The 22,923-nt window shown below is 37.2% G+C and carries 22 protein-coding genes and 1 riboswitch; of the genes, 8 read left to right on the forward strand and 14 right to left on the reverse strand.

Annotated features, from left to right (window positions below; genetic code table 11):
- Nucleotides 1-40 precede the first annotated feature (40 nt).
- A complete protein-coding gene (locus tag M1E96_RS12130; protein ID WP_070925473.1) occupies nt 41-427 on the forward strand; it encodes a YkgJ family cysteine cluster protein in 387 nt (128 codons plus the stop codon).
- 606 nt (nt 428-1,033) lie between these two features.
- Here the strand turns inward: M1E96_RS12130 and M1E96_RS12135 are convergent.
- Nucleotides 1,034-2,038 carry an LLM class flavin-dependent oxidoreductase gene (locus M1E96_RS12135; RefSeq protein ID WP_070925474.1) on the reverse strand — a complete coding sequence of 335 codons (1,005 nt, stop codon included), beginning with the start codon at nt 2,036-2,038 and terminating at the stop codon, nt 1,034-1,036.
- 255 nt (nt 2,039-2,293) lie between these two features.
- Between M1E96_RS12135 and M1E96_RS12140 the strand changes: the two genes are divergently transcribed.
- Both M1E96_RS12140 and M1E96_RS12145 read left to right on the forward strand, forming a co-directional pair.
- Nucleotides 2,294-2,620, forward strand: a complete 327-nt coding sequence (locus M1E96_RS12140) for a hypothetical protein (RefSeq protein WP_070925475.1) — start codon at nt 2,294-2,296, stop codon at nt 2,618-2,620.
- Between the two features lie 390 nt (nt 2,621-3,010).
- On the forward strand, nt 3,011-3,199 hold the full coding sequence (locus tag M1E96_RS12145) for a YegP family protein (RefSeq protein WP_070925476.1): 189 nt from the start codon (nt 3,011-3,013) through the stop codon (nt 3,197-3,199).
- A gap of 86 nt (nt 3,200-3,285) precedes the next feature.
- On the opposite strand, the gene M1E96_RS12150 is transcribed toward M1E96_RS12145, so the two are convergent.
- Both M1E96_RS12150 and M1E96_RS12155 read right to left on the reverse strand, forming a co-directional pair.
- On the reverse strand, nt 3,286-3,606 hold the full coding sequence (locus M1E96_RS12150) for an AzlD domain-containing protein (RefSeq protein ID WP_175442455.1): 321 nt from the start codon (nt 3,604-3,606) through the stop codon (nt 3,286-3,288).
- Between the two features lie 2 nt (nt 3,607-3,608).
- On the reverse strand, nt 3,609-4,265 hold the full coding sequence (locus tag M1E96_RS12155) for an AzlC family ABC transporter permease (RefSeq protein WP_140181427.1): 657 nt from the start codon (nt 4,263-4,265) through the stop codon (nt 3,609-3,611).
- 80 nt (nt 4,266-4,345) lie between these two features.
- Between M1E96_RS12155 and M1E96_RS12160 the strand changes: the two genes are divergently transcribed.
- Nucleotides 4,346-4,906: a helix-turn-helix domain-containing protein gene (locus M1E96_RS12160; protein ID WP_070925477.1), complete on the forward strand. Its 561-nt coding sequence runs from the start codon at nt 4,346-4,348 to the stop codon at nt 4,904-4,906.
- 75 nt (nt 4,907-4,981) lie between these two features.
- Here M1E96_RS12160 and M1E96_RS12165 read toward each other — a convergent pair whose 3' ends face one another.
- Nucleotides 4,982-5,335, reverse strand: a complete 354-nt coding sequence (locus tag M1E96_RS12165) for a hypothetical protein (RefSeq protein ID WP_233445700.1) — start codon at nt 5,333-5,335, stop codon at nt 4,982-4,984.
- A gap of 107 nt (nt 5,336-5,442) precedes the next feature.
- Between M1E96_RS12165 and M1E96_RS12170 the strand changes: the two genes are divergently transcribed.
- A complete protein-coding gene (locus M1E96_RS12170) occupies nt 5,443-5,619 on the forward strand; it encodes a DUF2526 family protein (protein WP_140181341.1) in 177 nt (58 codons plus the stop codon).
- 257 nt (nt 5,620-5,876) lie between these two features.
- Here M1E96_RS12170 and M1E96_RS12175 read toward each other — a convergent pair whose 3' ends face one another.
- The 9 genes from M1E96_RS12175 to M1E96_RS12215 all read right to left on the reverse strand — a co-directional run bounded on the left by M1E96_RS12175 (nt 5,877) and on the right by M1E96_RS12215 (nt 19,265).
- Nucleotides 5,877-7,553, reverse strand: a complete 1,677-nt coding sequence (locus tag M1E96_RS12175) for a ShlB/FhaC/HecB family hemolysin secretion/activation protein (protein ID WP_337979397.1) — start codon at nt 7,551-7,553, stop codon at nt 5,877-5,879.
- Nucleotides 7,554-7,612: 59 nt separating this feature from the next.
- Nucleotides 7,613-9,763 carry a filamentous hemagglutinin N-terminal domain-containing protein gene (locus M1E96_RS12180; protein ID WP_070925480.1) on the reverse strand — a complete coding sequence of 717 codons (2,151 nt, stop codon included), beginning with the start codon at nt 9,761-9,763 and terminating at the stop codon, nt 7,613-7,615.
- 935 nt (nt 9,764-10,698) lie between these two features.
- On the reverse strand, nt 10,699-11,883 hold the full coding sequence (locus M1E96_RS12185) for a M20 family metallopeptidase (protein ID WP_272579692.1): 1,185 nt from the start codon (nt 11,881-11,883) through the stop codon (nt 10,699-10,701).
- A gap of 35 nt (nt 11,884-11,918) precedes the next feature.
- Complete coding sequence (locus M1E96_RS12190; RefSeq protein WP_337979398.1) at nt 11,919-13,154, reverse strand: Zn-dependent hydrolase; 1,236 nt, start codon at nt 13,152-13,154, stop codon at nt 11,919-11,921.
- Nucleotides 13,155-13,158: 4 nt separating this feature from the next.
- Nucleotides 13,159-14,382, reverse strand: a complete 1,224-nt coding sequence (locus M1E96_RS12195) for a hypothetical protein (protein WP_070925483.1) — start codon at nt 14,380-14,382, stop codon at nt 13,159-13,161.
- Between the two features lie 753 nt (nt 14,383-15,135).
- Nucleotides 15,136-15,516 carry a fluoride efflux transporter CrcB gene (gene crcB, locus M1E96_RS12200; protein WP_272579885.1) on the reverse strand — a complete coding sequence of 127 codons (381 nt, stop codon included), beginning with the start codon at nt 15,514-15,516 and terminating at the stop codon, nt 15,136-15,138.
- 108 nt (nt 15,517-15,624) lie between these two features.
- Nucleotides 15,625-15,693: riboswitch (Fluoride riboswitch) on the reverse strand.
- Nucleotides 15,694-15,791: 98 nt separating this feature from the next.
- Nucleotides 15,792-17,108 carry a 2-hydroxycarboxylate transporter family protein gene (locus M1E96_RS12205; protein ID WP_140181353.1) on the reverse strand — a complete coding sequence of 439 codons (1,317 nt, stop codon included), beginning with the start codon at nt 17,106-17,108 and terminating at the stop codon, nt 15,792-15,794.
- A 62-nt stretch (nt 17,109-17,170) separates the two neighbouring features.
- Nucleotides 17,171-18,397: a CaiB/BaiF CoA-transferase family protein gene (locus M1E96_RS12210; RefSeq protein ID WP_272579690.1), complete on the reverse strand. Its 1,227-nt coding sequence runs from the start codon at nt 18,395-18,397 to the stop codon at nt 17,171-17,173.
- Nucleotides 18,390-19,265, reverse strand: coding sequence for a CoA ester lyase (locus M1E96_RS12215; RefSeq protein ID WP_272579689.1), 876 nt, complete (start codon nt 19,263-19,265; stop codon nt 18,390-18,392). The genes M1E96_RS12210 and M1E96_RS12215 overlap by 8 nt, the downstream gene beginning before the upstream one ends.
- 116 nt (nt 19,266-19,381) lie before the next feature.
- Here M1E96_RS12215 and M1E96_RS12220 point away from each other — a divergent pair, with 116 nt between their 5' ends.
- The 3 genes from M1E96_RS12220 (at nt 19,382) to fetB (ending at nt 21,921) form a co-directional block, all read left to right on the forward strand.
- Entirely contained in the window at nt 19,382-20,260 is an 879-nt protein-coding gene (locus M1E96_RS12220) for a LysR family transcriptional regulator (RefSeq protein ID WP_070925487.1), read from the forward strand.
- Nucleotides 20,261-20,482: 222 nt separating this feature from the next.
- Entirely contained in the window at nt 20,483-21,142 is a 660-nt protein-coding gene (fetA, locus tag M1E96_RS12225; protein ID WP_349485371.1) for an iron ABC transporter ATP-binding protein FetA, read from the forward strand.
- A 2-nt stretch (nt 21,143-21,144) separates the two neighbouring features.
- Nucleotides 21,145-21,921 (forward strand): iron export ABC transporter permease subunit FetB, encoded by a 777-nt coding sequence (fetB, locus tag M1E96_RS12230; RefSeq protein WP_070925489.1) that lies wholly within the window; start codon nt 21,145-21,147, stop codon nt 21,919-21,921.
- Nucleotides 21,922-22,137: 216 nt separating this feature from the next.
- Here fetB and M1E96_RS12235 read toward each other — a convergent pair whose 3' ends face one another.
- Nucleotides 22,138-22,527: a hypothetical protein gene (locus tag M1E96_RS12235; protein WP_070925490.1), complete on the reverse strand. Its 390-nt coding sequence runs from the start codon at nt 22,525-22,527 to the stop codon at nt 22,138-22,140.
- Between the last annotated feature and the right edge of the window lie 396 nt (nt 22,528-22,923).

Genomic DNA, 22,923 nt, shown 5'->3' on the forward strand with positions numbered 1-22,923 from the left:
TATATTTAACCATTAACCAAATATAGAATTCTGTAATTATATGACAAATATTCATATACTAAAAACTGATCCTGTCAATAACCCTTGTATAAGCTGCGGTGCATGCTGCGCTTATTTCCGAGTCTCTTTTTATTGGGCCGAAAGTGAAAGTGGGGGCGGTGTTGTTCCTCAAGAACTCACCGAACAAATAACCCCGTTTATGAGCGCAATGAAAGGGACTAACCAGAAACACAATACCCGATGTACTGCCTTGTCAGGCAACATAGGCGAATGCGTTTCCTGTTCTATCTATACACAAAGGCCAACACCATGCCGTGAATTTGAACAATCATGGCTTGATGGCATACATAACGAAGCCTGTGACCGCGCTCGTGCTGCTCACGGCCTTCCCCCTCTAGAGCCTCAACGCCCACAAATCGCTTGTTAAGCCGTCTATGACCCAGATATATCTGGGTTATCTTCTTATTATTTCTGACACCATAGATCTTTATAAAAGCATTCATTGATAGGTAAGAGAGTCGGAGCAATTTTAAATTTATTGAGCCATTTTTTGATGATATTTGTGTGAGTGTTTGCTCCTTTTCGGTTCAAACATTATGTGAACTAAAATAAAAAAGCCCCATTAGTTATTGTGTTTAACCAACAAGGCATCGCCCAAAACCAAACTCCTTGGATTTCTCCTCTTAGCCAGAAGAGACCAAGGAGAAATGACCCAAAATACATTAATCGCACCTGTTGTCATTTGTATGAAAACGTTGAGCTTTTCATTACTTTTATCGAGATAGGCTCTGTACTATATGGTGACTGCCCCACTCAGTATAGAGTGCCCCTATAAACTCTATGAGCGCAGTCACTTATACTTAAACAAAAGCCCTGTAACTTGAAAGATGACGAATATATTAGCTTAAGCAGTGGTAGCACAGCGGTTAAACTTATGCTTTATTACCAAGCAGACCAAGCCTCGCGGAGGACGTCCTCCCGCAATTTCTCTCAGTAATCTGTTGGTAAAATCACGACGCGCGATGCCAAATAATTATGCTAACTCCTTCATTGCTTGCATTGCGAGTTCGAAGGAGTACAAACGCGCCTGATGATCAAAAATTTGGCCATTAACCATAATTTCATCAGCTTGGGTTTGGCGTAACACAGAAGCTAGTCCATGACGAATTTTTGCTTTATCACCCACTAGAGACATACCTAGTGCTTGATGTACGCCATACTCTTCTGCTGGAGACCAAATTTTCGCCATATCTTGTACAGGAGGTGGCAATTGTGATGGATTACCTCTGCGTAACATCACAAAGGCTTGCTGCATTGAGGTAAATAAAAATTCAGCATCACGGATAGTATCTGCGGCAATAATATTAATACATACCATTGCATAAGGTTTTTCTAGCCTTTGTGATGGCTTAAAATTTTCACGGTACACATGAAGTGCCTGTAATAATAAATCAGGTGCAAAATGTGAAGCAAATGCAAATGGTAAGCCCATTTGAGCCGCAAGTTGTGCACTATATAAACTGGAGCCCAATAACCAAACTGGGATTTTTTCACCATAGCCGGGAACGGGTCGAACAGCCGGTTTAGGATCTATGGCATCAAACCAATTTACCAGCTCAGCAACATCACGGGGGAAATTGTCAATATCATTGCTCATATGACGACGTAATGCGCGCATCGTTTGTTGATCACTGCCCGGAGCTCGACCAATACCTAAATCTATCCGATTAGGGTACAAGGTATTTAATGTGCCAAATTGTTCAGCAATAACCAGAGGAGAATGGTTTGGTAGCATCACCCCACCAGAGCCTAAATGCAACGTTTTCGTATTAGCGGCTAAATAACCAATTAAAACCGAAGTTGCCGCACTCGCAATACCTGTCATATTATGATGTTCAGCAAGCCAGTAGCGATGAAAACCTTGTTTCTCAGCTAAATGAGCTAAATCTAATGAATGAGAAAAAGCTTCTTTAGCGCAAGAACCTTCAATGATTGGCGCGAGATCTAACACAGAAAGAGGGATTTGCTTATCAGACATAATGACTCACTTTGTCGTGCTCCAGTATTCAATAAGTACCATCCTAATCGATTCTCTGCTCACCTTCCAGAGACTACCAGTTAGACCGCACAACCGATGTTGTTTCTGTATTTAATGTGCTAAAAAAGCTAATTAAGTAGGAAATATGGAAAAAGTGCAGCAATTGTGAAGCTTTAGTCAAAGCAGGTAAAAGCGATTGCGGCTAGAAACTAATTGATTGATTATCTAAATCATTGCAAATAAGAGGATATATCAATGAATAAATTAAATACGGGTTTACTTGCTATCATGTTAATGTCAGTTGGCTTTGCAGCTAGCGCGGCCAATGGTTCGGATAACAAATCACCACGCCATCATATGAGAGCTCCTCATAATGTCATTTATAGCGTCACTCAACAAACCACCAATCCTAATGAAACGCTACAAAAACTGGCTAACGATGCCCCCAAAGCAGCAGATGGAAAACGTTACATGGTAAAAATGACTATTGTAGAAGTTCCTGATTTTAACCAAATAAAGCGTGGTTCTACTCAGCAATCCACCAATGCTGTTACTCCGCCAGCACCAGCGGTAGCGCAATAGTTTTAGATCTTCGCTTTAGGTATTACCTTTTATAGATATTACCTTTTAGACTAATACATAGAACCAAATAGCATTGATTGTCATTATTCGCTATTTTGAACTAATAACAATCAGATCTACACTCTCAACATTTTGAGATGCAGTTGCGCGATAAGTAGAAATTATGTGACTACCTTATGTAATTCACTCTATTTTAACAAAAAGCACTGTAACTTGAAGTGTGACGAGTACATTAATCCTACGATTGCCTCTATCTCCATAGAGGCTTTTTTTTGTCTGAAATTGAAACCAAAAACTAGTAATTTTGCATATTTGTTTCTAGTCTTAAGAAATAGCAGAGGTAATAACCACTGCTTGCTTTTCGACTTTAAACAACTATTGGAGTTTATCATGGGTTATTTCGAACTGAAAAAATCAACAAAGGACACGTCTCAACCTTATTACTTTGTTCTTAAAGCAGCGAACCATGAAATTATCGCAAGTAGTGAAATGTATTCGTCTAAACAAGCTGCGATGAAAGGTATAGCATCCGTGCAAAAAAATGCTACAACGGATGAGATTAAAGATCTTACATCATAATACTGCGTAGTTAGCGGCTTAATCACATATAAAAAGTTGTAACCTCTGGCGCCTTTGTTTAATTAAGCAAAGGCGTTTTAGTATAACTAAAAAATGAACCGCAATAATGCTGTAACCACTGACGCTGACAATACAATAATAATAAAGGGTTTTTGGTACCAAGTTAGAATACCAGCCACCAATACGCCTATTATTTTAGCGGGGTCGGAAAAATATTCCCCATCAAATACTGTAGATGTCATAGCAACTGAAAATAAAATAACAATCGCCGCAGCTGAAAACAGGGCTTTCTTGCTATCTGAAAGTACTACTTTACCTTTAAAATAGGCGCCTGAAGCACGCATTAAATAAGTGCCCACCGCAAGTATGATAATACCTGCCAATATAAGCCATGGATTATCCATCATATTCAGCTCCTAATATAAATAACCAAACTGATAAGAGCCATTAATACTGGTATCCCCGCAGGTAAAAATGGAGTTGATGCAACTGCAATTACGGCACCAATAATCGCCGTTAAGCGTAAACTTTTATCTTTTAATGCAGGTAATGAAAGCGCTAAAATAATTGCAGGAAACATTGCATCCATACCCAAAGCCTTTGTATCTTGAATAAAACTGCCTACTCCTTCGCCAATCAATACCCCTATAGGCCAACACATAAGAATACCCAGACCGCATAACCAAAAAGCAGCTCTTTTTTCTTTGTCTGTTTCCTGAGCTAACCCAAATACCACACTTTCATCATTCATAATGTGGTAACCCAGTAGGGCTTTTGGGCCTTTGCCGGCTAATTCGCTCACGGCAAAGCTAAATGGAATATGTCGAGAATTGACTAATAAACCAGCTAATGCTGCTGAAATTGGGCTACCACCAGAGAACACCACACCAATAAATAAAAATTCAGACGCCCCAGCCAATACTAGTATAGAAAGTGTTAAAGGAACCCAAAAATCAAATCCTTGAGAGTGAGCTAAAGCTCCATAAGAAATGCCGACAATTAAATCAGCAAGACAAACCAGTACAATATTTTTTACCGTGCTATGATTTAGCGTTGAAAGTAGCATATCAAAACCGTTCGATATATAATACATTTGTTCATTATGTAGAACGAGAATAAAAAGCGCAATCAAAATAGGAAATAAAATTGAGCACATTGACCCCACCTATCGAGTTAATTGCCAAAGCATTAGCCAAAGAGCGCCAAAAAAGCGGACTATCGCTTTCAGAACTGTCTCGCCAAGCGGGTATTGCCAAGTCAACCCTATCACAACTGGAATCAGGTACTGGCAACCCAAGTATTGAAACGCTATGGGCTATTTGTGTCGCTCTTAATGTCCCTTTTTCTCGTTTGATTGAAGAGCAGCAGGAACCTGTAACCGTAATTCGTCATGGTGAAGGCACTAAAATCAGTGCTGAACATGCAAACTATTTAGCCTTTTTACTTTCATCTGCACCGTCAAATTCACAACGTGATATCTATACTGTTCTTGCACAGCCCGGACGAGATCGGATCTCTGATCCTCATATGAATGGTGTGAGTGAGCATATTATCTTAATGAGTGGTCGTGCTATGGTAGGGCCTTTAGATAATCCAACTGAGCTGTCCCCCGGTGACTATATTCATTATCCGGGAGATATACCCCATATTATGAGAGCCCTTGAGCCAAACACAATGGCAGTGATGATTATTGATAGACAGAATTAAAACGAAGCCAAGCATAAATATATTTATGATTGGCTTCGAAGTGTAACTAAACATAATTTAGGTCAGTATTTTCAATTATTCCCAAAAATAGTACCTTTTTTCTTGCCATCCCTTACGTTTCATACACTTGCTATATTCTTGGTAGCGGCTATCTTTATTCACATCCAATACGTAGCTTTCTGTCGCCGGAACTTTTTCTTCGTAAGTTTCCGCTTTGCCACATTCATCACTTTTCTTACATCTTTTTGTAATCGTTTCATACACAGTGCGTTGTGCGACTTCGTTACGTACTGGAAATCGCTTAAAAGCATCAAATTCACACTGTGAATCAGCCTCTTGGTAAGTCCATTCAGGTGATCCTATAGGCTCCCATTTTGTCGATGAACAAGCAAAAAGTAATAAACTCATCACGATGACAATCAATTTCAAGATCTTATTCCTATGTATAATATAAAAAATAAACCACTTCCAGTATCAATAATAACCTTCATATCCCTGTGTTATAATCTGTTGATCACCACGATTAGGAGGTATGCATGCAGCATTATGAAGATATCGTAAAACAAGTTGATTCCCTACTCACTGAGAACTCAATTGTAAATATGAATATATTATTAGCTCAGCTTTCTCATGACGAATTATTAACCCAAGAACAACGTTTTGAGTTACAGCAACGATTGAGAAATGCTATTTTTAAACACCATGAGCTTTAGTATAAGGGCAAACATATTACTCTTTATGTGATTAATATTGTTTGAGATGAATTATATTGGCGTGATTGATTGTGTCAATAAATAGACTTGATTAAGTGAAACATATAATCACTTGTTTATATTTGGTTAACGATATTGCCTAAAGATATCGTTAACCATTTAGTTATCTTTTATCTATTAGGCGCTATATTCAACTACTGTAGCGACCAATACATACACTTTTAGACTGAATACCCAGCACTTTAAGAAAGATATTACTACCAAAACCATTGAACATTTAAACCTATATTTAAATCACTTGTTTCATATTCCGCGGGCTTATAAAGAGGAACAGCAATAAACAGATCATAATTAAATATATTAAAATTTCCTCTAACACCTAGTGCACTCCCCAACAACTGATCATTTGAGTAAAGACCGATAGGATAAATATCACCAATTATGCGACCATAGTCTAATGCGTAATAAGGATAAATAGAGACATTAGGAAAGTAAAAATTAAACTCATTTCTAAAATAAAATCCTTTATCACCAATTAATGAGTACTCTTCATCAAAACCTCTCACTGTCCAACGATTTCCTAACGAAAATTGATCTTGAATCGTCAAGTTATCAGGGGTGTACTGAATAAACACTTGAGGGTTATAACTCATAACAAAGTTATCGAAAGAAAAAGGGATGACTGCATTGACATCAATAGTGATGATCCTTCCCATTTTACTCACATCACCATACTCCATATCCCAACTGGGTTTTGCTCCCAGCCATTGGACATTTCGTTGATAATTAATTGATGCATCAACTGTAGAGTTATTAATATTCTGGCGATGATTTAATCCTATATTAATATTAGTTAAATCTCTTTCTTGGGATAACAATGAAATATCTTCAAGGTGATATCTAGATTTTCTTTTCATTAACTGGAATGTTAATGAGTCTTTATAGGATTGCCCTCGCAAAAAAACATGACTTGCACTAAAATTTAAATATCGGTTTTCACCATAATATTTATAGCTCATAATACTATCATTGATTGTTTGCTTATAATTACTTTTACTTGCATATACGGAATACAACCAATAGTTATAAGGAACTGCATAATAAATTGCTTGGTTCTTAGTCGAATATCGCGCTCTATTTTCTAGGTTTTTACCCATTGAAACATAAATTGTATCATTTAATGAAGTTAAATTATTACCATATACAGTAACGCCAATTTGATTTTTTCCTGTTTGTCGACTTCCCGCATTATTAAGCCAACCACCAACATTAAAATATGATGACTGTACCCTTTCAATTTCAATATCTGTTGTTGAAAATTCTTTACCGGGCATTAATTCAATATTGGTTTTTACTCCGGGTATCCGCTCTAAATTCTCAAGCCCTTGTTCTAAATCTCTTAAATTTAAAACTTTGCCTTTCTCTGTGGGCATGGTATTAAACAACGAAATATATTCACTACTGTTGTCTGTTAATTTAATATTATCCACAGTACCGGGAATAATTTTTAATTTTAGCAAACCTTTACTAATATTTTGTTCAGGTATATTAATACGTGTCGTAACATAACCTATTTTAATAATTTTGTCTTGTAAACCTTTTGCTAACGTTTCCATACCATAAATACCAAGGCACTGCCCTACAGCTTGATCAACATACTGCTGTAACAAACGCATATTAGCAATTTTTCTTTCCGTATCAAGGTGTATTGATTTTATTTCATAACAATTTTGTTCTGGTTGAAAATATAATTTATCTTCTTTTATCTCGGCTTTATCATCCAAAACATCTTTAGTCGTTAACTGTGTTTGTTGATATCGTGATTTATCTTGAGATATTTGATTATTAATTTGTTGGTCTATTGGCTGTATTGGATCAGCATAAACCATAAACGCAAATACAGATAGCGATATAATCGTTAAACGTAAAAACATACATACCCTTAATTATTCTGAAAATATAGGGGAGCAAACTGCTCCCCTAAAATTAGGTATTAGTAATAACCTAAGGTGTTGAGTACTACTGTTCCACCAAGAATTTGACCATTTCTTTGTGAGTAGATTGTTGGACTATCAATTTGTGTTGTATTTACTGAACGAATAGTTCCATATTGGTTATTAACTGATTTAAACGATTTTATCATTGCGCTATTACCTGCATCGATAAGACCATAAGTATTCGTCATATTACCAACAGTGATATTCATATTATTTGAGGCTCTAACTGTTCCTCGGTTGTTTTGAAAATCATTTCTAACCGTGACATTAATATCACCTGTCACTTTTGCTTTTTGAGTGATATTGGCAAATACCAACCCATATTGGTTATCAAAGCTATTCGCCTTAATCGAAATACCACCATCACTGCTTTCTAAACCACCGGATTGGTTAATTAAACCAAAACGTGAACTGACTTGCTTAAAGTTGTCACTATAACGGTTATATATTGTACCAGAATCAACGGTTAGTGATTTATTAGCATGAATATAACCAGACTGGTTATTTAATGAATCAGAAGTCATTTCTATCTCATTTGCTTTAATATAACCATACTGGTTAGATAACGCTGTCGCTGAGATATTCGCTTTACCATTTTCAAAAACGATAGAACCTGTATTAGTCAATCGTGATGATTTGACGTTTAAGTTTTTCTCTCCATTGATTGTTGCAACATTATCGTTATTGAGCGTTGTTGCCGTAATATTCATATCTCCACCCGCTTTGATCGTTGAAGATAAGTTATTGATGGTTGAACTATCAATGTTCATTGAACCTTTAGACTGAAGTGTTGCCTTACCGTTATTCCTCACTTCTAAACGATTACGAATGTCCATATTACGTTCAGCTGAAATGTTACCATAGTTATTAGTTAACTGATTCGATGAAATATTGATATCACGACCAGAAATAATTCCACGCCTATTCTGTTCATGTAGGTTATTTCTTAAATCGAAGCTATTAACTATTGCACCCGTAGTATTAATATTAATATCACCAGTTCGAGTTTGGATCGTACCATTTGTGTTAGCTACAGAGCCTGATTGAGTATCAATCGTATTGAATGCACTGACGATACCGTTATTATTATTAATCGAGTTGAGTGTCGCTAACTTAACGTTACCACCATTAGATACAATTTGGCCTTTCTGATTGTCAATATAACCATATCCGCTGGTAGTAATATCAATATCACTGTTTCCTGCAATACTACTGCGGTTTGTAATAGTACTTGCTGCTTTGATATTAATCTTACCTTGCGATTCAATTTTAAGCCCAGTATTAGTTACTTGGCCTGCGGAATTAATCACTAAACCACCGGTACCTGCTGAAATAACGCCATTATTTGTCACACCAACGCCATTCTCAGTGGTAACTAAGGTGATCTTATCAGCATACATTCCACCAATAGAGGAAGTATCAATACCGACTCGAGAAGTAGAACCGATGCCTCTGATCGCAGTAGTAAAACGATTGTCTGCATCCACAAAGTTACTGCCTGTCGTGATATTTATCTCTTTTGCACGAATATCACCACGAATAGCCACTGAACGAGCCAATAAATCCGTCGGTGAATCTGAACGTAGTGCACCATTAACAATGATTTGGCCTTTTTCAACGTTATAACCAACAATTGTGCCATCTGTTGCTTTAACTGCATTACCCGTTGTTAATGTTGCACGACTGGTATTAATAAAACCACAGCTATTACAAGTGATACCTGATGGGTTTGCGACGATAACTTGAGCCTTATCCCCCGCTACTTCAATTAATCCATTTAATGTACTGGCTCTATTAGAATTAACTTCATTCAAAATGACTTTTGCACTGCCACCAGCTAAATTAGCGTTACCATTGATTGTTCCACCTAATTGGGTCGTGGAAGAATCTTTGCTGTTATTCAAAATCACACCCGTCGGATCGACGTCAAAACTGTGATAAATATTGTGCGAGACACCTTTATCACTCGCTTTATTAATATTAACAATAGTTGGTCCATTAGGCTGTACTTGTACACCTGCACCATTAGTATTAATAATTGCTCCATGAGCAACAGAAGCAAAACCTAAAATAACAGACACACATAAGTAAATAGGCTTAATTTTCAGCATGGGCGTGCTGAAAACTTTATTTGTATTCTTTTTCATAATTAAATCCTAGATTATTTATAGATAAAAACAAAAGAAAAAAGAAATAAAATCGCCCTAAGGCAAATGAATTATGGAATAAACAAAATTTAAAGAACAATTAAATAACCTAAAGTTAAATTATATAAAAATCACAGATAGATAAACTTTTCAAAAGCTAACTATTTCAATAGAGAAACCATCAAAATAAGATATACAACTTTGAAATCAATCAGTTGAAATTTTTAAATTTTAAGGGAAGTGATGTTAAAGTGTTTTTTAATAGCGTAAAGAAAACCCCCAAAAAACATTAAAATAGATCATATATAAAATTATTTTTATGAATATTTATTAGTGTTATATTATTGCTTATTTACGCCGTTTTTAATTAAATAAACCATAGGTACCTTTATAATAAAAAAAAACAGAGAATAATAAGTACATAAAAACAACGAAAAATAAAATTAAGATTAATCTCAAGAGAAAAATAGAAAATTATAGAGAATAAAATAATGAAACAATTACAATAAAAGTATTTTATTTAAATAACGCCATTTACATGTTTAATTAAAATTTAATTTTAGGTGATTTTTATTTACATAAGTAAATTATTTTCGGCTACTTATATTAATAGTCCTGGAATTAACAAGTAACAGCCTTATACTTTAAATAACTCGAGATGTAGGTAGGCGACAAACGAAGATAGGTGGGAGCATAAATAAACTATGTGACTCGATAAACCTCAATGTAGCCATCTTACCTTAAGGAAAATCACGGTATCTCCATAGTATGACAAGTACATAGTTAAAATAACCAAGCGGATAGGCATACAGGCACCAACGAAATCAATTCAGTTAATTAGAACCTGTCAGCGAAGTGTGAAAAACAATGCTATTTTCTCACTTCGCCAGCAACCTAACATCTCACGATAATACCTGTAGTAAAGCGTAAGACTCTTAGAATTTATCTTGTTGTAAATAGGACCACGCATACTGAGCATAGAGTTCAGCGCCTGCGACCATTGCATCTTCATCGATATTAAAACGTCCGTGATGATGTGCCCACTGAGTGTCTTTATCAGGATTACCGGATCCTAATAGGGCGAAACAGCCAGGAATATTTTCAATATAGAAACTAAAGTCCTCACCGCCCGTAGTTGGTTTTTCAAATATTAATGTATCTTCACCAAACGCTTCAGTAATCACAGACTGTGCCAACAATGCACTTCGCTCTTCATTAATGACAGGTAATGTGCCGTAGGTATAAATCACCTCAGCTGTTGCTCCATACATTGCGGCAGTATGTTCTGCATAGCGACGGATTGCCGACTCAATGCGACTACGCGTTTCAATATTAAAGCAGCGTACCGTACCATCTAAGACCGCGTTTTCCGCAATAACATTAAAACGTGTACCAACATCCATTTTACCAATACTCACCACCGCAGACTCAAGCGGTGAGGTTTCTCGTGAAATCACGGCTTGTAAATTCATCACAAAAGAAGATGCAACAACCGCAGCATCAATGGTCGCTTCAGGCATAGAGCCGTGGCCCCCCCGACCTTTAAATTTGACAACAAGTAAATCAGCGGAAGCAAATGTGCCCCCTACATTACAAGAGATTTTTCCTGAAGGTGTGGTTGACCAGATATGCATACCGAATACGTTATCGACATTTTCAACTGCGCCTTGCCTTACCATTTCTTTCGCGCCTTGAGCTATCTCTTCAGCGGGCTGGAAAATAAGCCTGACATTACCACTCAGTTGTTCGCGTATATCGTAGAGGGCTTTCGCCGCAGTTAATAGCATGGAAGTATGTGCATCATGACCACATGCATGCATTTTTCCTTGATTTTGTGATTTATAATCTAATGAATCATTCAGCTCCAACACCGGTAGTGCATCAATATCGGCTCTTAGAGCAACCGTTTTACCTGGTTTGCCGCCTTTTATTTCAGCAATGATCCCTGTAGGCTCGGTGAGGCGATACTCAATCCCAATTTTAGTCAGTTCTTCTGCGATACGTTTAGTGGTACGTACCTCTTCCCAAGGCAATTCAGGATGTGAATGTAATTCACGACGAAAAGCGATCATTGCTGAGGTGTATTTTTTAATTGCCTGAGTAATCGTTGTATTTACCATGTTTCTACCTTTACCTAAGAATACTTATTTTTAATTCAACACTCTGCTAGCGACCGAGCTGTCGCGAACATGACATCAACACCCCGTACAATTTGTTCATAATCAGTCCATTCATCAGGGTGATGACTTAACCCATTACGGCTTGGCACAAAAATTAATCCTGTTTGGGTAATGCCCGCAAATATCATTGTATCGTGCCCAGCACCACTCACCATTGTGCGGTATTGCAACCCTTGTTGAGCTGCATGCTGTACCATCAACTGATGAATATTTTCATTTAATACCGTTGGCGGAACATACAGTGGTTGAATGACATCACTTTGTATCGCTGATTGACGGCTTGCTTGCTCAACTAAATCAATAATTCGCTCAATGGTTTGTCGTAGTGCTTTATCATTTTTTGACCGAATATCAACGCTAAAAATCACTTCACTCGGGATCACATTCGCACCATTAGGTAGCACATTGAGCCGCCCTACCGTTGCAACCGTACCATCACCAGCCGCTATTGCTATTGCGGGGATCTGACCAATTATATGGCTCGCGCAAACTAATGCATCAGAACGCATATTCATCGGCGTAGTTCCAGCATGCCCCGCTTTACCATTTAGTTTCACTTCAAGTTGTGCAATACCCACGATTGTATCGACAATGCCAACATCTTCTTGTACTTGCTCTAATATTGGCCCTTGTTCAATGTGTAATTCCAAAAAAGCTTTTACTTGGGAAGGATTAAGGATCGCCTCATCCGCTTTATCCGCATTAAAACCGGCCTCAGCCATACGTTTTGCCGCTGACACTCCCTGTCTATCTTTGAGTTGATATAACTCTTTAGTGCCAATTAAACCTGTGATCACGCTTGAAGCCATCAAACCTCTTCCAAAGCTTGTGCCTTCCTCCTCAACTAGTGCAATCACCTCAATAGGGTAACGCGGCTGTAGTTGCTGTTCACGGATGCGAGCAATAATGTCTAACCCACAAACAATACCCGCTGGCCCGTCGAAGGCGCCTCCATGGGGAACTGAGTCAAAGTGCGAACCAATGATCACCGCAGGCAAATTAGGTTCAGAGCCTTCTAATCGTCCATAGATATTACCTATAGCGTCTTCCCTGACCTGTAAACCCAGCTGGCACATTTGCTGTTTTAAATAATTTCTCGCCTGTTTATCCTGCTCGCTATAACTCATACGCGTCGTACCTTGGCCCGGTGTCGCGGTATATTCAGCTAATTGCTCTAAATGACGTTGAATTCTTAATTTGCTCATTTCCATTGTGTTATCCCGCAATTGGTGTAATAAAACCGACCATAATTCCAGCTAATACTACCGAAACCATCGTAACTGAAATAAATCCCCCCACTAACATTGGACCTAACATATGTGCCGTTAGGATCTGACGTTCTTTTTCATCTTTAGTGAGCGCATTAATCGCTTCGTTGGTAATAATATAATCAGCAGGAAAACCGTATAACGCAGTCAAGGAGACAGCAAATGCCATTTCTTTGGAAACACCAAGAATTTTACCGACTATCCATGATGCCAAATACATACCGATGACAGCTGCAACGATTAAAACAACCATTGGATAAACAAGGCGTAATAACATGTCTGGTGTAGCATGGTTTAAGGTATCAAATATAAATAACATCAGCGCCATAATTGCAAAACCGAAACCATTAGCCTTTTGTAGCGGCTGTCTTTCTAAAAATCCTAGCGATGATGCAATAACGCCAAATAATAAGCACAATACAAATGGACTGATACTAACAATTGGTGCGGCCCATGTTGAAACTAAATAAGCAAGGTAGCCTACCGCTGCAAGACGTAAGAATTTGAAATAGCTAGTATTATAGTGTGATGGGATTTTTTTGAATAAACGAGGCATTTCCTCATCAGAAGTGACTGTTTTGACTTCTACATCATCAGCCCCATCAACCGACAGCGATTCTTTCCATTGTCCACTGCGATATTGGGTCAAAACCCGCCGGCCTTCACGTTTTAACATAACAGCAGTTAATGGATAACCCGCAAATCCTTGCATCACGTAAATAAGAATAGCAAAAACAGATAAGTCAATTAGCCCTGCATCTGCAGCACCTTTTGACATAATTAACGAAGAAACGATCCCACCAACTAATGGCGGAATAGCTACTAATACGGTATTAAGATCAAATAACACCATTCCAATGGCATAGATAAAAACAATAATGCCTAAAATACCCGACAAAGAAATTAAAATGGTTTTCCACTGACGTAACAATTCTTTTAATGATAATAGCGTTCCCATGTTGGTGATAAGTAAATACATCAATGTCACAGCAACGACCTGTGGTATTCCCGCAATACTGACAATATTTTTAGGGAAAAATGTCCAATAACCTAATAAAAATAAGACAGCACATACAAACACTGAAGGGATCCATGCTTTAGTTCTCACTGCAATCGCATCCCCGATATACAAAATCAAAACTATAATAAACAGCGCTAACATCTGCGACATAACTTTTCCCCGTCTATATCTGTTTAAAATTCAATTTTTTATAGATTATAAATTTTATTATTTATGATTAGAGGTGACATACGACACCATTTAGTATGGTATTTGGTCACAATAAAGATGATTTATCTAAAAGCGATTAAAAGCATACCAAAATTCATAATATCATCGAAAATCAATATGTATAGATAACCCACTGAAGAGGTCACAAATTACAAAATAGAAAGCTACTAAGCTTAACAGTGATAAATCATAGCCGATCGGCATATGACATTAGAATTGACTAACAATTAGTTAACATATCGATGTGATATCGCTAATTTATAAAAAAAATCAAATGATAATTTTTTGGTTTGTTTTTTAAACAGTGAAATTATATTCTGTCGAAAAGTGCTATATATTAAAAAGGTATACTCGCTATTTTGGAAAACGAATTATTTTATAAAAGAATTAATTAATTTATCCCAAACAATCTACTTTATTCAGTATTGAGTGTAATCAATACCTAAAATAGGTTTTCCACTAATAACAGCGCCCTCTCCCTTAAATAATTTTAGAGGCCGCTAGGTAACAACTGAACGAGTCTCTAGGCACCTAAAAAATAGGTAATAGCTACGATCAAATACAATCAACATATCTTAATGAAAGGCGCTGCAACCTGAAGCATACCCGCTAAATATGCAATATAAGCGCATACCTCATCGTTTATTTAACGGGTATCGTTACCAAACACTCAATCAAAAATTCATTGCTTAATCACTGCTGAGCAAGCCAGTTATGGCATAACATGCCTAAAAAAGTAAAAATTAGTGCCCCGATAACATGAATAGCAATCGTGCTCAGTGCCACCAGTAATTTTCCTTCTTGTATTTGCACTAAGACTTCCAATGAAAACGTTGAAAATGTAGTAAACGCGCCACAAAAACCGGTCACAATAAACAGTTTATAGGCAGGACTGAGATTGGCATTGGCAAAATAAGAAATCGCAAAGCCAATGATAAATCCCCCGACAAGATTGACAAATACAGTTCCCATTGGAATATTTGGATAGAGATGATTGAGTTTTAGACTGATAAACCATCTTAACCAACCACCTAAAACAGAACCTAGCGCGATAGAAAAAAGAGCTGCATACATAGCGGGATCCCCTAGTGTTATCATGGGGAAATAAATGCGCGGATATATTAACATTTATGCCCCAATAATTAGGGCACATAATACCTACGTACCCCATCAATTGAAAAGGTTAACGTAGGCATCATCAGCCCATTAAGGGCGGTTTTTCACGGGAGGAATGCCATCTCCTGCAATTAGATTACAGCTAATTAATTACAAGGTAAATAGTGGATTATTGTATAATTTATTCACTCGTTGAACAGCACCTATACACTATATAAGTGCTGATTGTGACATCAACTTAGTTGAGCAAATATTAATAAGGCAATCATCACAGTAATAGCACCGCCAATTCGTGTAGATATTTGAGCAAACGGCAATAACGTCATACGTTCAGCTGCGGTTAAAATAGCAATATCACCAGTTCCACCTAAACCACTATGGCACGCCGTAACAATCCCCGCTTCGACAGGATACATACCCATTTTCTTAGCCATGAGAAAACCAACTAAGGCTAACGTCGCTACAGTCACAAAAATAGTAATTAATATTGTTGGATGGAATGCAGCAACTAATTCGCTCCAGTGTGTCACCGCAACTGAGTTCGCAAATAATAATGGGTATGTCACACTCGCTAAGAAAAACTGAAATAACGTCTTTGCCCCCTGTTCAAGCGGAGCAGGAATTAAATTACTCAGCTTTAATATTACTGCAAGAAAGAGCATGCATACTGGACCAGGTAGGCCAAATAATGCATGTAACAGAACACCAGCTAAATAAAGTGTAATCGCACACATACCTGCGCTAATAACCCAATTAACATCAATAGTACCTTTTACCTCTTGTTTATTTCCTGCCAGTAAATTATCACCAGTCACCTGTAACTGCCCATTTCCTGTTAGATGTGGATAACGGCGACCGATCATGTTTAAAAAACCACAAATAATAATTGCGAACAAGTTAGCAACTAATATCACAGGCAATAATTGTGCAAGTACTTTTCCAGAATCAATCCCCATGATTTCAGAATATCCAACCGATAATGGAATGGCACCTTCCCCTAATCCCCCACCCATTACTGGCGTACTAATAAAGAATACGATTTGTTTTAAATCTAAACCACAAGCGAGCCCAACTAACCCACCAATAATAAAGGCAAGTATTGAACCAATAAATAATGGTAAGAAAATCTTAGCAAACCCTTTTAATATAAGATTTCTATCCATAGTAAAAATACTACCAACGACTACTGAAGAAACAAACAAGTAAATAAAATTGCTGGACTTGGTAAATGATGTAATCGGCTCGACTAATGTTTGTGGAATAACATTAATACTCACTAAATATGATGGAAGAAATGCAGCAATGATTGCGGATCCGCCCATTTTACCTAAATAAGGAATGCGTTTACCGATTTCCGCACAAGTTGCTCCACCTAATCCCAATATTGCTATCATAGTAGGTAAATCAGTACCTATTTTCTTCACAGACATAATGCCAGCCACTAGCAACAATAATAATAGATAGACAGGTAACGGAATAAATCCCACTTTATAGTTAAATACTTTGACCAAAGTCTGTGGTGGTGATGCAGCAATATTATGTTGTGTCATGGTGACCTCTTTATATTATTTGTATGAGTGTTACCGATTTTTGTAGGGTGATGCGAGATCTTTTATGCGATCGCACCTTTTTGTCGCAACATGGATATTTTTTGCTCGTCAAATCCAAGTTCGCTCAAAATTTCATGACTGTGCTCCCCCAATTTAGGAGCGGGGAAACGCCAAACACCGGGTGTTGAGGAATATCGAGGTAAAATATTTGGCATACTCAACGATCCAAAATCATCGTCTGCTACAGATAGATGAACTTGGCGATGAATAAAATGTGGGTCATTAACAATATCATCAATACTATAAACAGGGCCAACAGTGACGCCTGCTTCTCGAACTAGCTCAAGTGCTTCTGCTCGGTTTCTTTGTGCAAACCAATCAGCGATAATGATATCCAGTTGTTCACGATTTTTAACTCGTGCACTGTTATCACAAAATCGAGGGTCATCCGCAAACTCACTGTGTCCAATTAAGTCAAAAAAACGTAATGCCATGGTTTGCGTTGAGCCTGAAAGTGCGACATATTTTCCGTCACGGCAACAATAAACATTTCTTGGAGCGCTAGTATTAGACGCGCTACCAATGCGCTGCTTAATCAAACCGGTTTTTTCATAAATAGCCGCCTCTGGACCCAAAACCGAGTAGATAGATTCTAACAGTGATAAATCAATTACTTGCCCTTGAGAAAGTTGCCTAAATCGAGCAAATAGTGCTGTCGTAACCGCATTTGCACCATACACTCCTGTGATCATATCAGCCAATGCAAGCGGTGGTAATACAGGCTCTCGATCCGCAAAACCGGTTCGATGAGCAAAACCACTCATAGCTTCCACTAATGTGCCAAATCCTGGCTGTTGTGCGTAGGGACCGGTTTGCCCAAAACCAGAGATACGCACAATGATTAATTGGGGATTGTGCTGATGCAAAACCTCGGGTGAAAGCCCCATTTTTTCAAGTGTCCCAGGGCGATAGTTTTCAATAAAGACATCAGCTTGCTTCAATAATTCTAATAGTATCGCCTTGCCTTCATCATCACGTACGTTTAAGGCAATAGAACGCTTGTTTCTAGCATAGACTTTCCAAAAATATGAATCGCCCTCTTCTTTCCATGCCCGAAGAGGATCTCCTTTAATTGGCTCGATTTTTATAACATCCGCTCCCGCATCTCCCAGCTGCAATGACAACATATTACCCGCGACTAAACGTGATATATCGATAACGCGGATCCCTTGTAGTGCTCCTTTCGTTTGTGGATTAAATTCCTGAATTCTTGTATTATTTTTATTCATTATTCAACTTCCTTTTGCTGATATTTTTTATTTGCTCAACAACCGCGTATGCTTGAGCGAGATAAGGCGCATCAATCATTTTTCCCTGATATTGACTAGCACCGTGCTGACTATTTTTTGCGGTCTCAATAATGGCTAATGCCTGTTCTACTTCTTGCTTAGTTGGCATAAAAATACGATTTGCCAATACAATTTGAGTTGGATGAATGCAAGACTTGCCTGTGTATCCAAGATTTTTTGCTGCTTGCGCATCCGCGATAAAACCTTCACTGTCGTGGATATCAGGCCAAGCCGAATCCCAAACCGCTAACTGATGTTCGGCTGCCGCCATTTTTAGCTGTAATCGGATATATTGGCGTATTGACATATCCGTAGCCGTGATATTAAAAGGGGCTAATAAGTCGCCAAACCCCAGCTGTAAAGCCACTAATTGTTCAGAGGAACCCGCTATTTCATGGGCATTGCGTAATCCTTTTGGAGTTTCTATTGTGGCAAGTATCGCTAGCTTATTTTTTAATCCCTTTTTGGCAGCAATAACATTAATACGCTCAGCTAATTCAATAATTTGTTCTTTTGACTCAACTTTTGGGAGATTAATAATTTGAATATTAGGATGAACTGCAACTTGTAAGTCGGCGCGAATATCATCACTTTCTAATGAGTTGATACGAACAATTAAATCTTTTGTTTGTGATTGAGAATTTAATGGCATTTGATCGAGAAACTGAGATAAAAACTTTCTTGCTTCAGGCCTATCTTCAGGCTTTACTGCATCTTCAAGATCGAAGCTAACCGAATCAGATGCACTATTTAGCGCCTTACGATAAAGTTCAGGCCTTGATGCAGGCACAAATAATTTGCTACGCATAATTCACCCGATGTTATGTATTTGTAAAAAAGAAATGTATTTACAACCACTGTACTCAGCCATTAAAGTAAACAAAACATTGTTTTTCTACTTTCAAACTCAACAAAAAGTTAATTATGAATATTCGATTCTTAGAAACTTTTCTCTGTATTGTTGAAGAAGGCTCCGTTGCTTCTGCCGCACGTAAATTGCATTTAACAGCAACGGCCATGGCACAGAGAATCAAAGCATTAGAGGATGAGATTGGCGTAGCACTGCTTTATCGAACAGGTCGTACAATGCAAGTCACGCCTGAAGGGAAAGCAATTCTTCCTAAAGTCAGGGAATTAATTGCAGGAAGTAAGGCCTTAAAACAGCTAGCCTCAATGCAAGATGTTGCAGGAGAGCTTCGGATTGGCGTCTTACCAACCTTATTGTCAATGTTAGTTCCTGATGTCTTAACACATTTAAACGAACAGTTTCCGCAGTTAGTTTTATCAATTGAATTAGGGTTTTCCAGTGGTTTGTACCGACAATTGGCAAATGATGAAATCGATCTTGCTTTGCTAGTAACACCACTATTTCCTCTTAGTAAAGAATATTGTTGGTTACACCATCATCAAGAAAAATTTGTCGTCGTCGCCCCCGCAACATTAAAAGGCCGTACGGCTCATGACTTGCTAAAAACAGAGCCATTTATTCGCTATCACCAACAATCATGGGGTGGGATTGTTGCTGACCGCTATTTGCAATCACAAAATATTCAGGTAAATAAACGTTTTGATTTAAATACACTTGATGCGATTGTGTCACTTGTCAGTAGTGGCTGTGGCATTTCATTAATACCAGACTGGCAGCCGCTATTTAGTGATAGGAAAAATATCATTAAATTTCCATTACCTGAACCTGCTCCTAGCCGCGACATTGGTATTTTATACAAATATAATTCAGCTAAAAAAAACCTTATTGCCCCCGTTATTGAGCAATTGTTTCTTGATAAAAATGAAGAAAAATAGTTTGAACTGTTAATTTATTGTGATGTTTTTAAAGTGACAGATAGCTCAGTATCGATTTCTTCCTTTAACTCAGTGAAATATATAAATTTGAGTTTAAATAGCGCATAATATTTTCATCGCAGAACAAAACCATGTTACCTGCTTTTTTCATGCGTAGAGTCAGAAATCAACAATAATAAGCTCAGCATGAAACCATGTTAATTGTATAGGTTAAGCGTAAAAATGGATAAAAACCGCACTTTATTGAAAATTGATGATATTGGGTATTCTATTGATGGTAAGACCATATTGGAGCATGTCCAATTTGAATTAAAATTAGGCGAGTTTAAGCTAATTACAGGCCCTTCAGGCTGTGGGAAAAGTACACTATTAAAGATAGTTGCATCATTGTTGCCTCCTACTTCAGGAACAATTCTATTTGATGGCCGTGATTATGCATCTATATCACCTGAAGAGTATCGACAACAAGTTTCCTATTGCACCCAAACGCCATCTTTGTTTGGCAATACTGTCTATGATAATTTATTTTTCCCCTATAAAATTCGAAAACTAAATTTTGACAAAGCTAAAATATTGCATGACCTAAATTACTTTTCACTACCTGAATCTATCTTAGAAAAAGGAATAAATGAGTTATCGGGGGGTGAAAAACAGCGTGTTTCACTAATTCGTAATCTTCAATTCTTACCGAAGGTATTACTACTGGATGAAATCACCAGTGCATTAGATGAAGCAAATAAAGTCAAAGTTAATGAGATGATCCATCAATATACAACTCAGCAGGGTATTGCTGTTTTATGGGTAACTCACGATCAAGATGAAATTATGCATGCAGATGACGTCATCACTCTTCCCATCCATAATCAAGAACATAGGAATTAAACATGCACCAACCCACTATCACCAATGAGTCCTTGGGTTTTTCTATTATGCTTGTTCTGGTTGCAATATTTATCAGCCATAAAGAAAAACTCGCTCTAGAAAAAGACATTATTTGGAGTACGTTGCGTGCCATCATCCAACTATTAATTGTCGGTTATATCCTTAAGTATATTTTTCAGGTCGACCATGAAATACTCACCATCGCAATGGTTATGTTTATCTGTTTTAATGCGGCATGGAATGCGAAAAAACGCAGTAAATACATAGATAAAATTTTCGGCACTGCCTTTATCGCAATTACTTCAGGGACATTCCTAACCTTAATCATATTAATCACCAGTAAAGCCATTGCTTTCACACCAATGCAAGTGATCCCAATTACAGGTATGATTGCGGGTAATGCAATGATCGCTGTAGGTCTTTGTTTTAATAACTTAGGGCAACGTTTTAACAGTCAGCAACAACAAATACAAGAAATGCTAAGTCTAGGTGCAACGCCTAAAATTGCTTCAGCATCAATTATTCGTGAAAGTATTCGTGCATCGCTGATCCCAACTGTCGATTCTGCAAAAACAGTCGGTATTGTTAGCTTACCGGGTATGATGTCAGGATTAATATTTGCAGGTGTTGATCCGCTAGAAGCGGTAAAATATCAGATTATGGTCACTTTTATGTTATTGGCAACAGCAAGTTTATCAACTATTTTAGCTGGCTATATGACATATATTAAATTTTACAATGAGCGCCACCAACTGCTTATTAATACATTGAATAAGTAATATTATCAGACGCTTGATAACATTACTTGTTATCAAGCGTTCCTAATCTCTTTTAATTCTATGAAAAATCGCTCATTCGACTAACAAAAAACCTGATAAAGCTTCTTTAATCGGCAAACTTATTTTTAATAAAAAACGCGACCTTTTGTATTAATGTAAAATAATAACGTCAATTTTGTTTGTTTTTTGTTAAAACACTTCCATACCAAGCTATTATTAAGAGCAATACTTTACCCAGAGATTTTCTATAACCGAAAGTGGTAATAAATCATCATCGCCTTCAACCAAAGGAAATGACAGAACAGCTCGTCCATCTTTACTATGATATGCTTTTACTATAAATCTTTTATAGCCTTCTATTTTTGCATTTTTTATTCTTAACACCTTACCACAAACATAACCGACTTCGCCTTTATCTGCGGTTACTCTGATAAGATTATATTTTACATGCTTAAATGATGCCGACTCAGGGTAAGATAAATAATCTTCAACATTGTATTCAGCCAGTTTGATCACATCTGGTTGTGGCTTATAATAGATAGTTACGCCTAATAAAAATGAGCACCCAATAAGTAATGCCATCGTAAGCAGCTTAACGATATTCATATCTTGTACTCTTCAAAATAATTAATCATTTTATTCATAATCAATTTTTACAGAAAAAATATACGATACCTTTTGGATTAAAATAATCTCATCCTCTCACTTCTGATATATGTCAGTTTTCGCGATCACAACTTAAATTGTTCTTATATTTCTATCACTAAAAATAATTACAACACCTACAGAATTATGGCTAAAGATAGTTAAAAACATACAACTATTATAACTTCTCTTAATAAAACTCAATTATGGAGTAATTTTATCAGCAATATTCTTTTAAAATAAGTATCAGTAGTAGATTGAACTGTTACAGGTTGTATCCTTTTTACTATAAAAATAATCAATCTAAAATGACTAAACGTATCATTTAACTTAAGTGTCAATCATATTTCATTTTCA

Origin of the sequence: Providencia sp. PROV236, from assembly GCF_033676985.1 — a bacterium.
GTDB lineage: Bacteria > Pseudomonadota > Gammaproteobacteria > Enterobacterales > Enterobacteriaceae > Providencia > Providencia manganoxydans.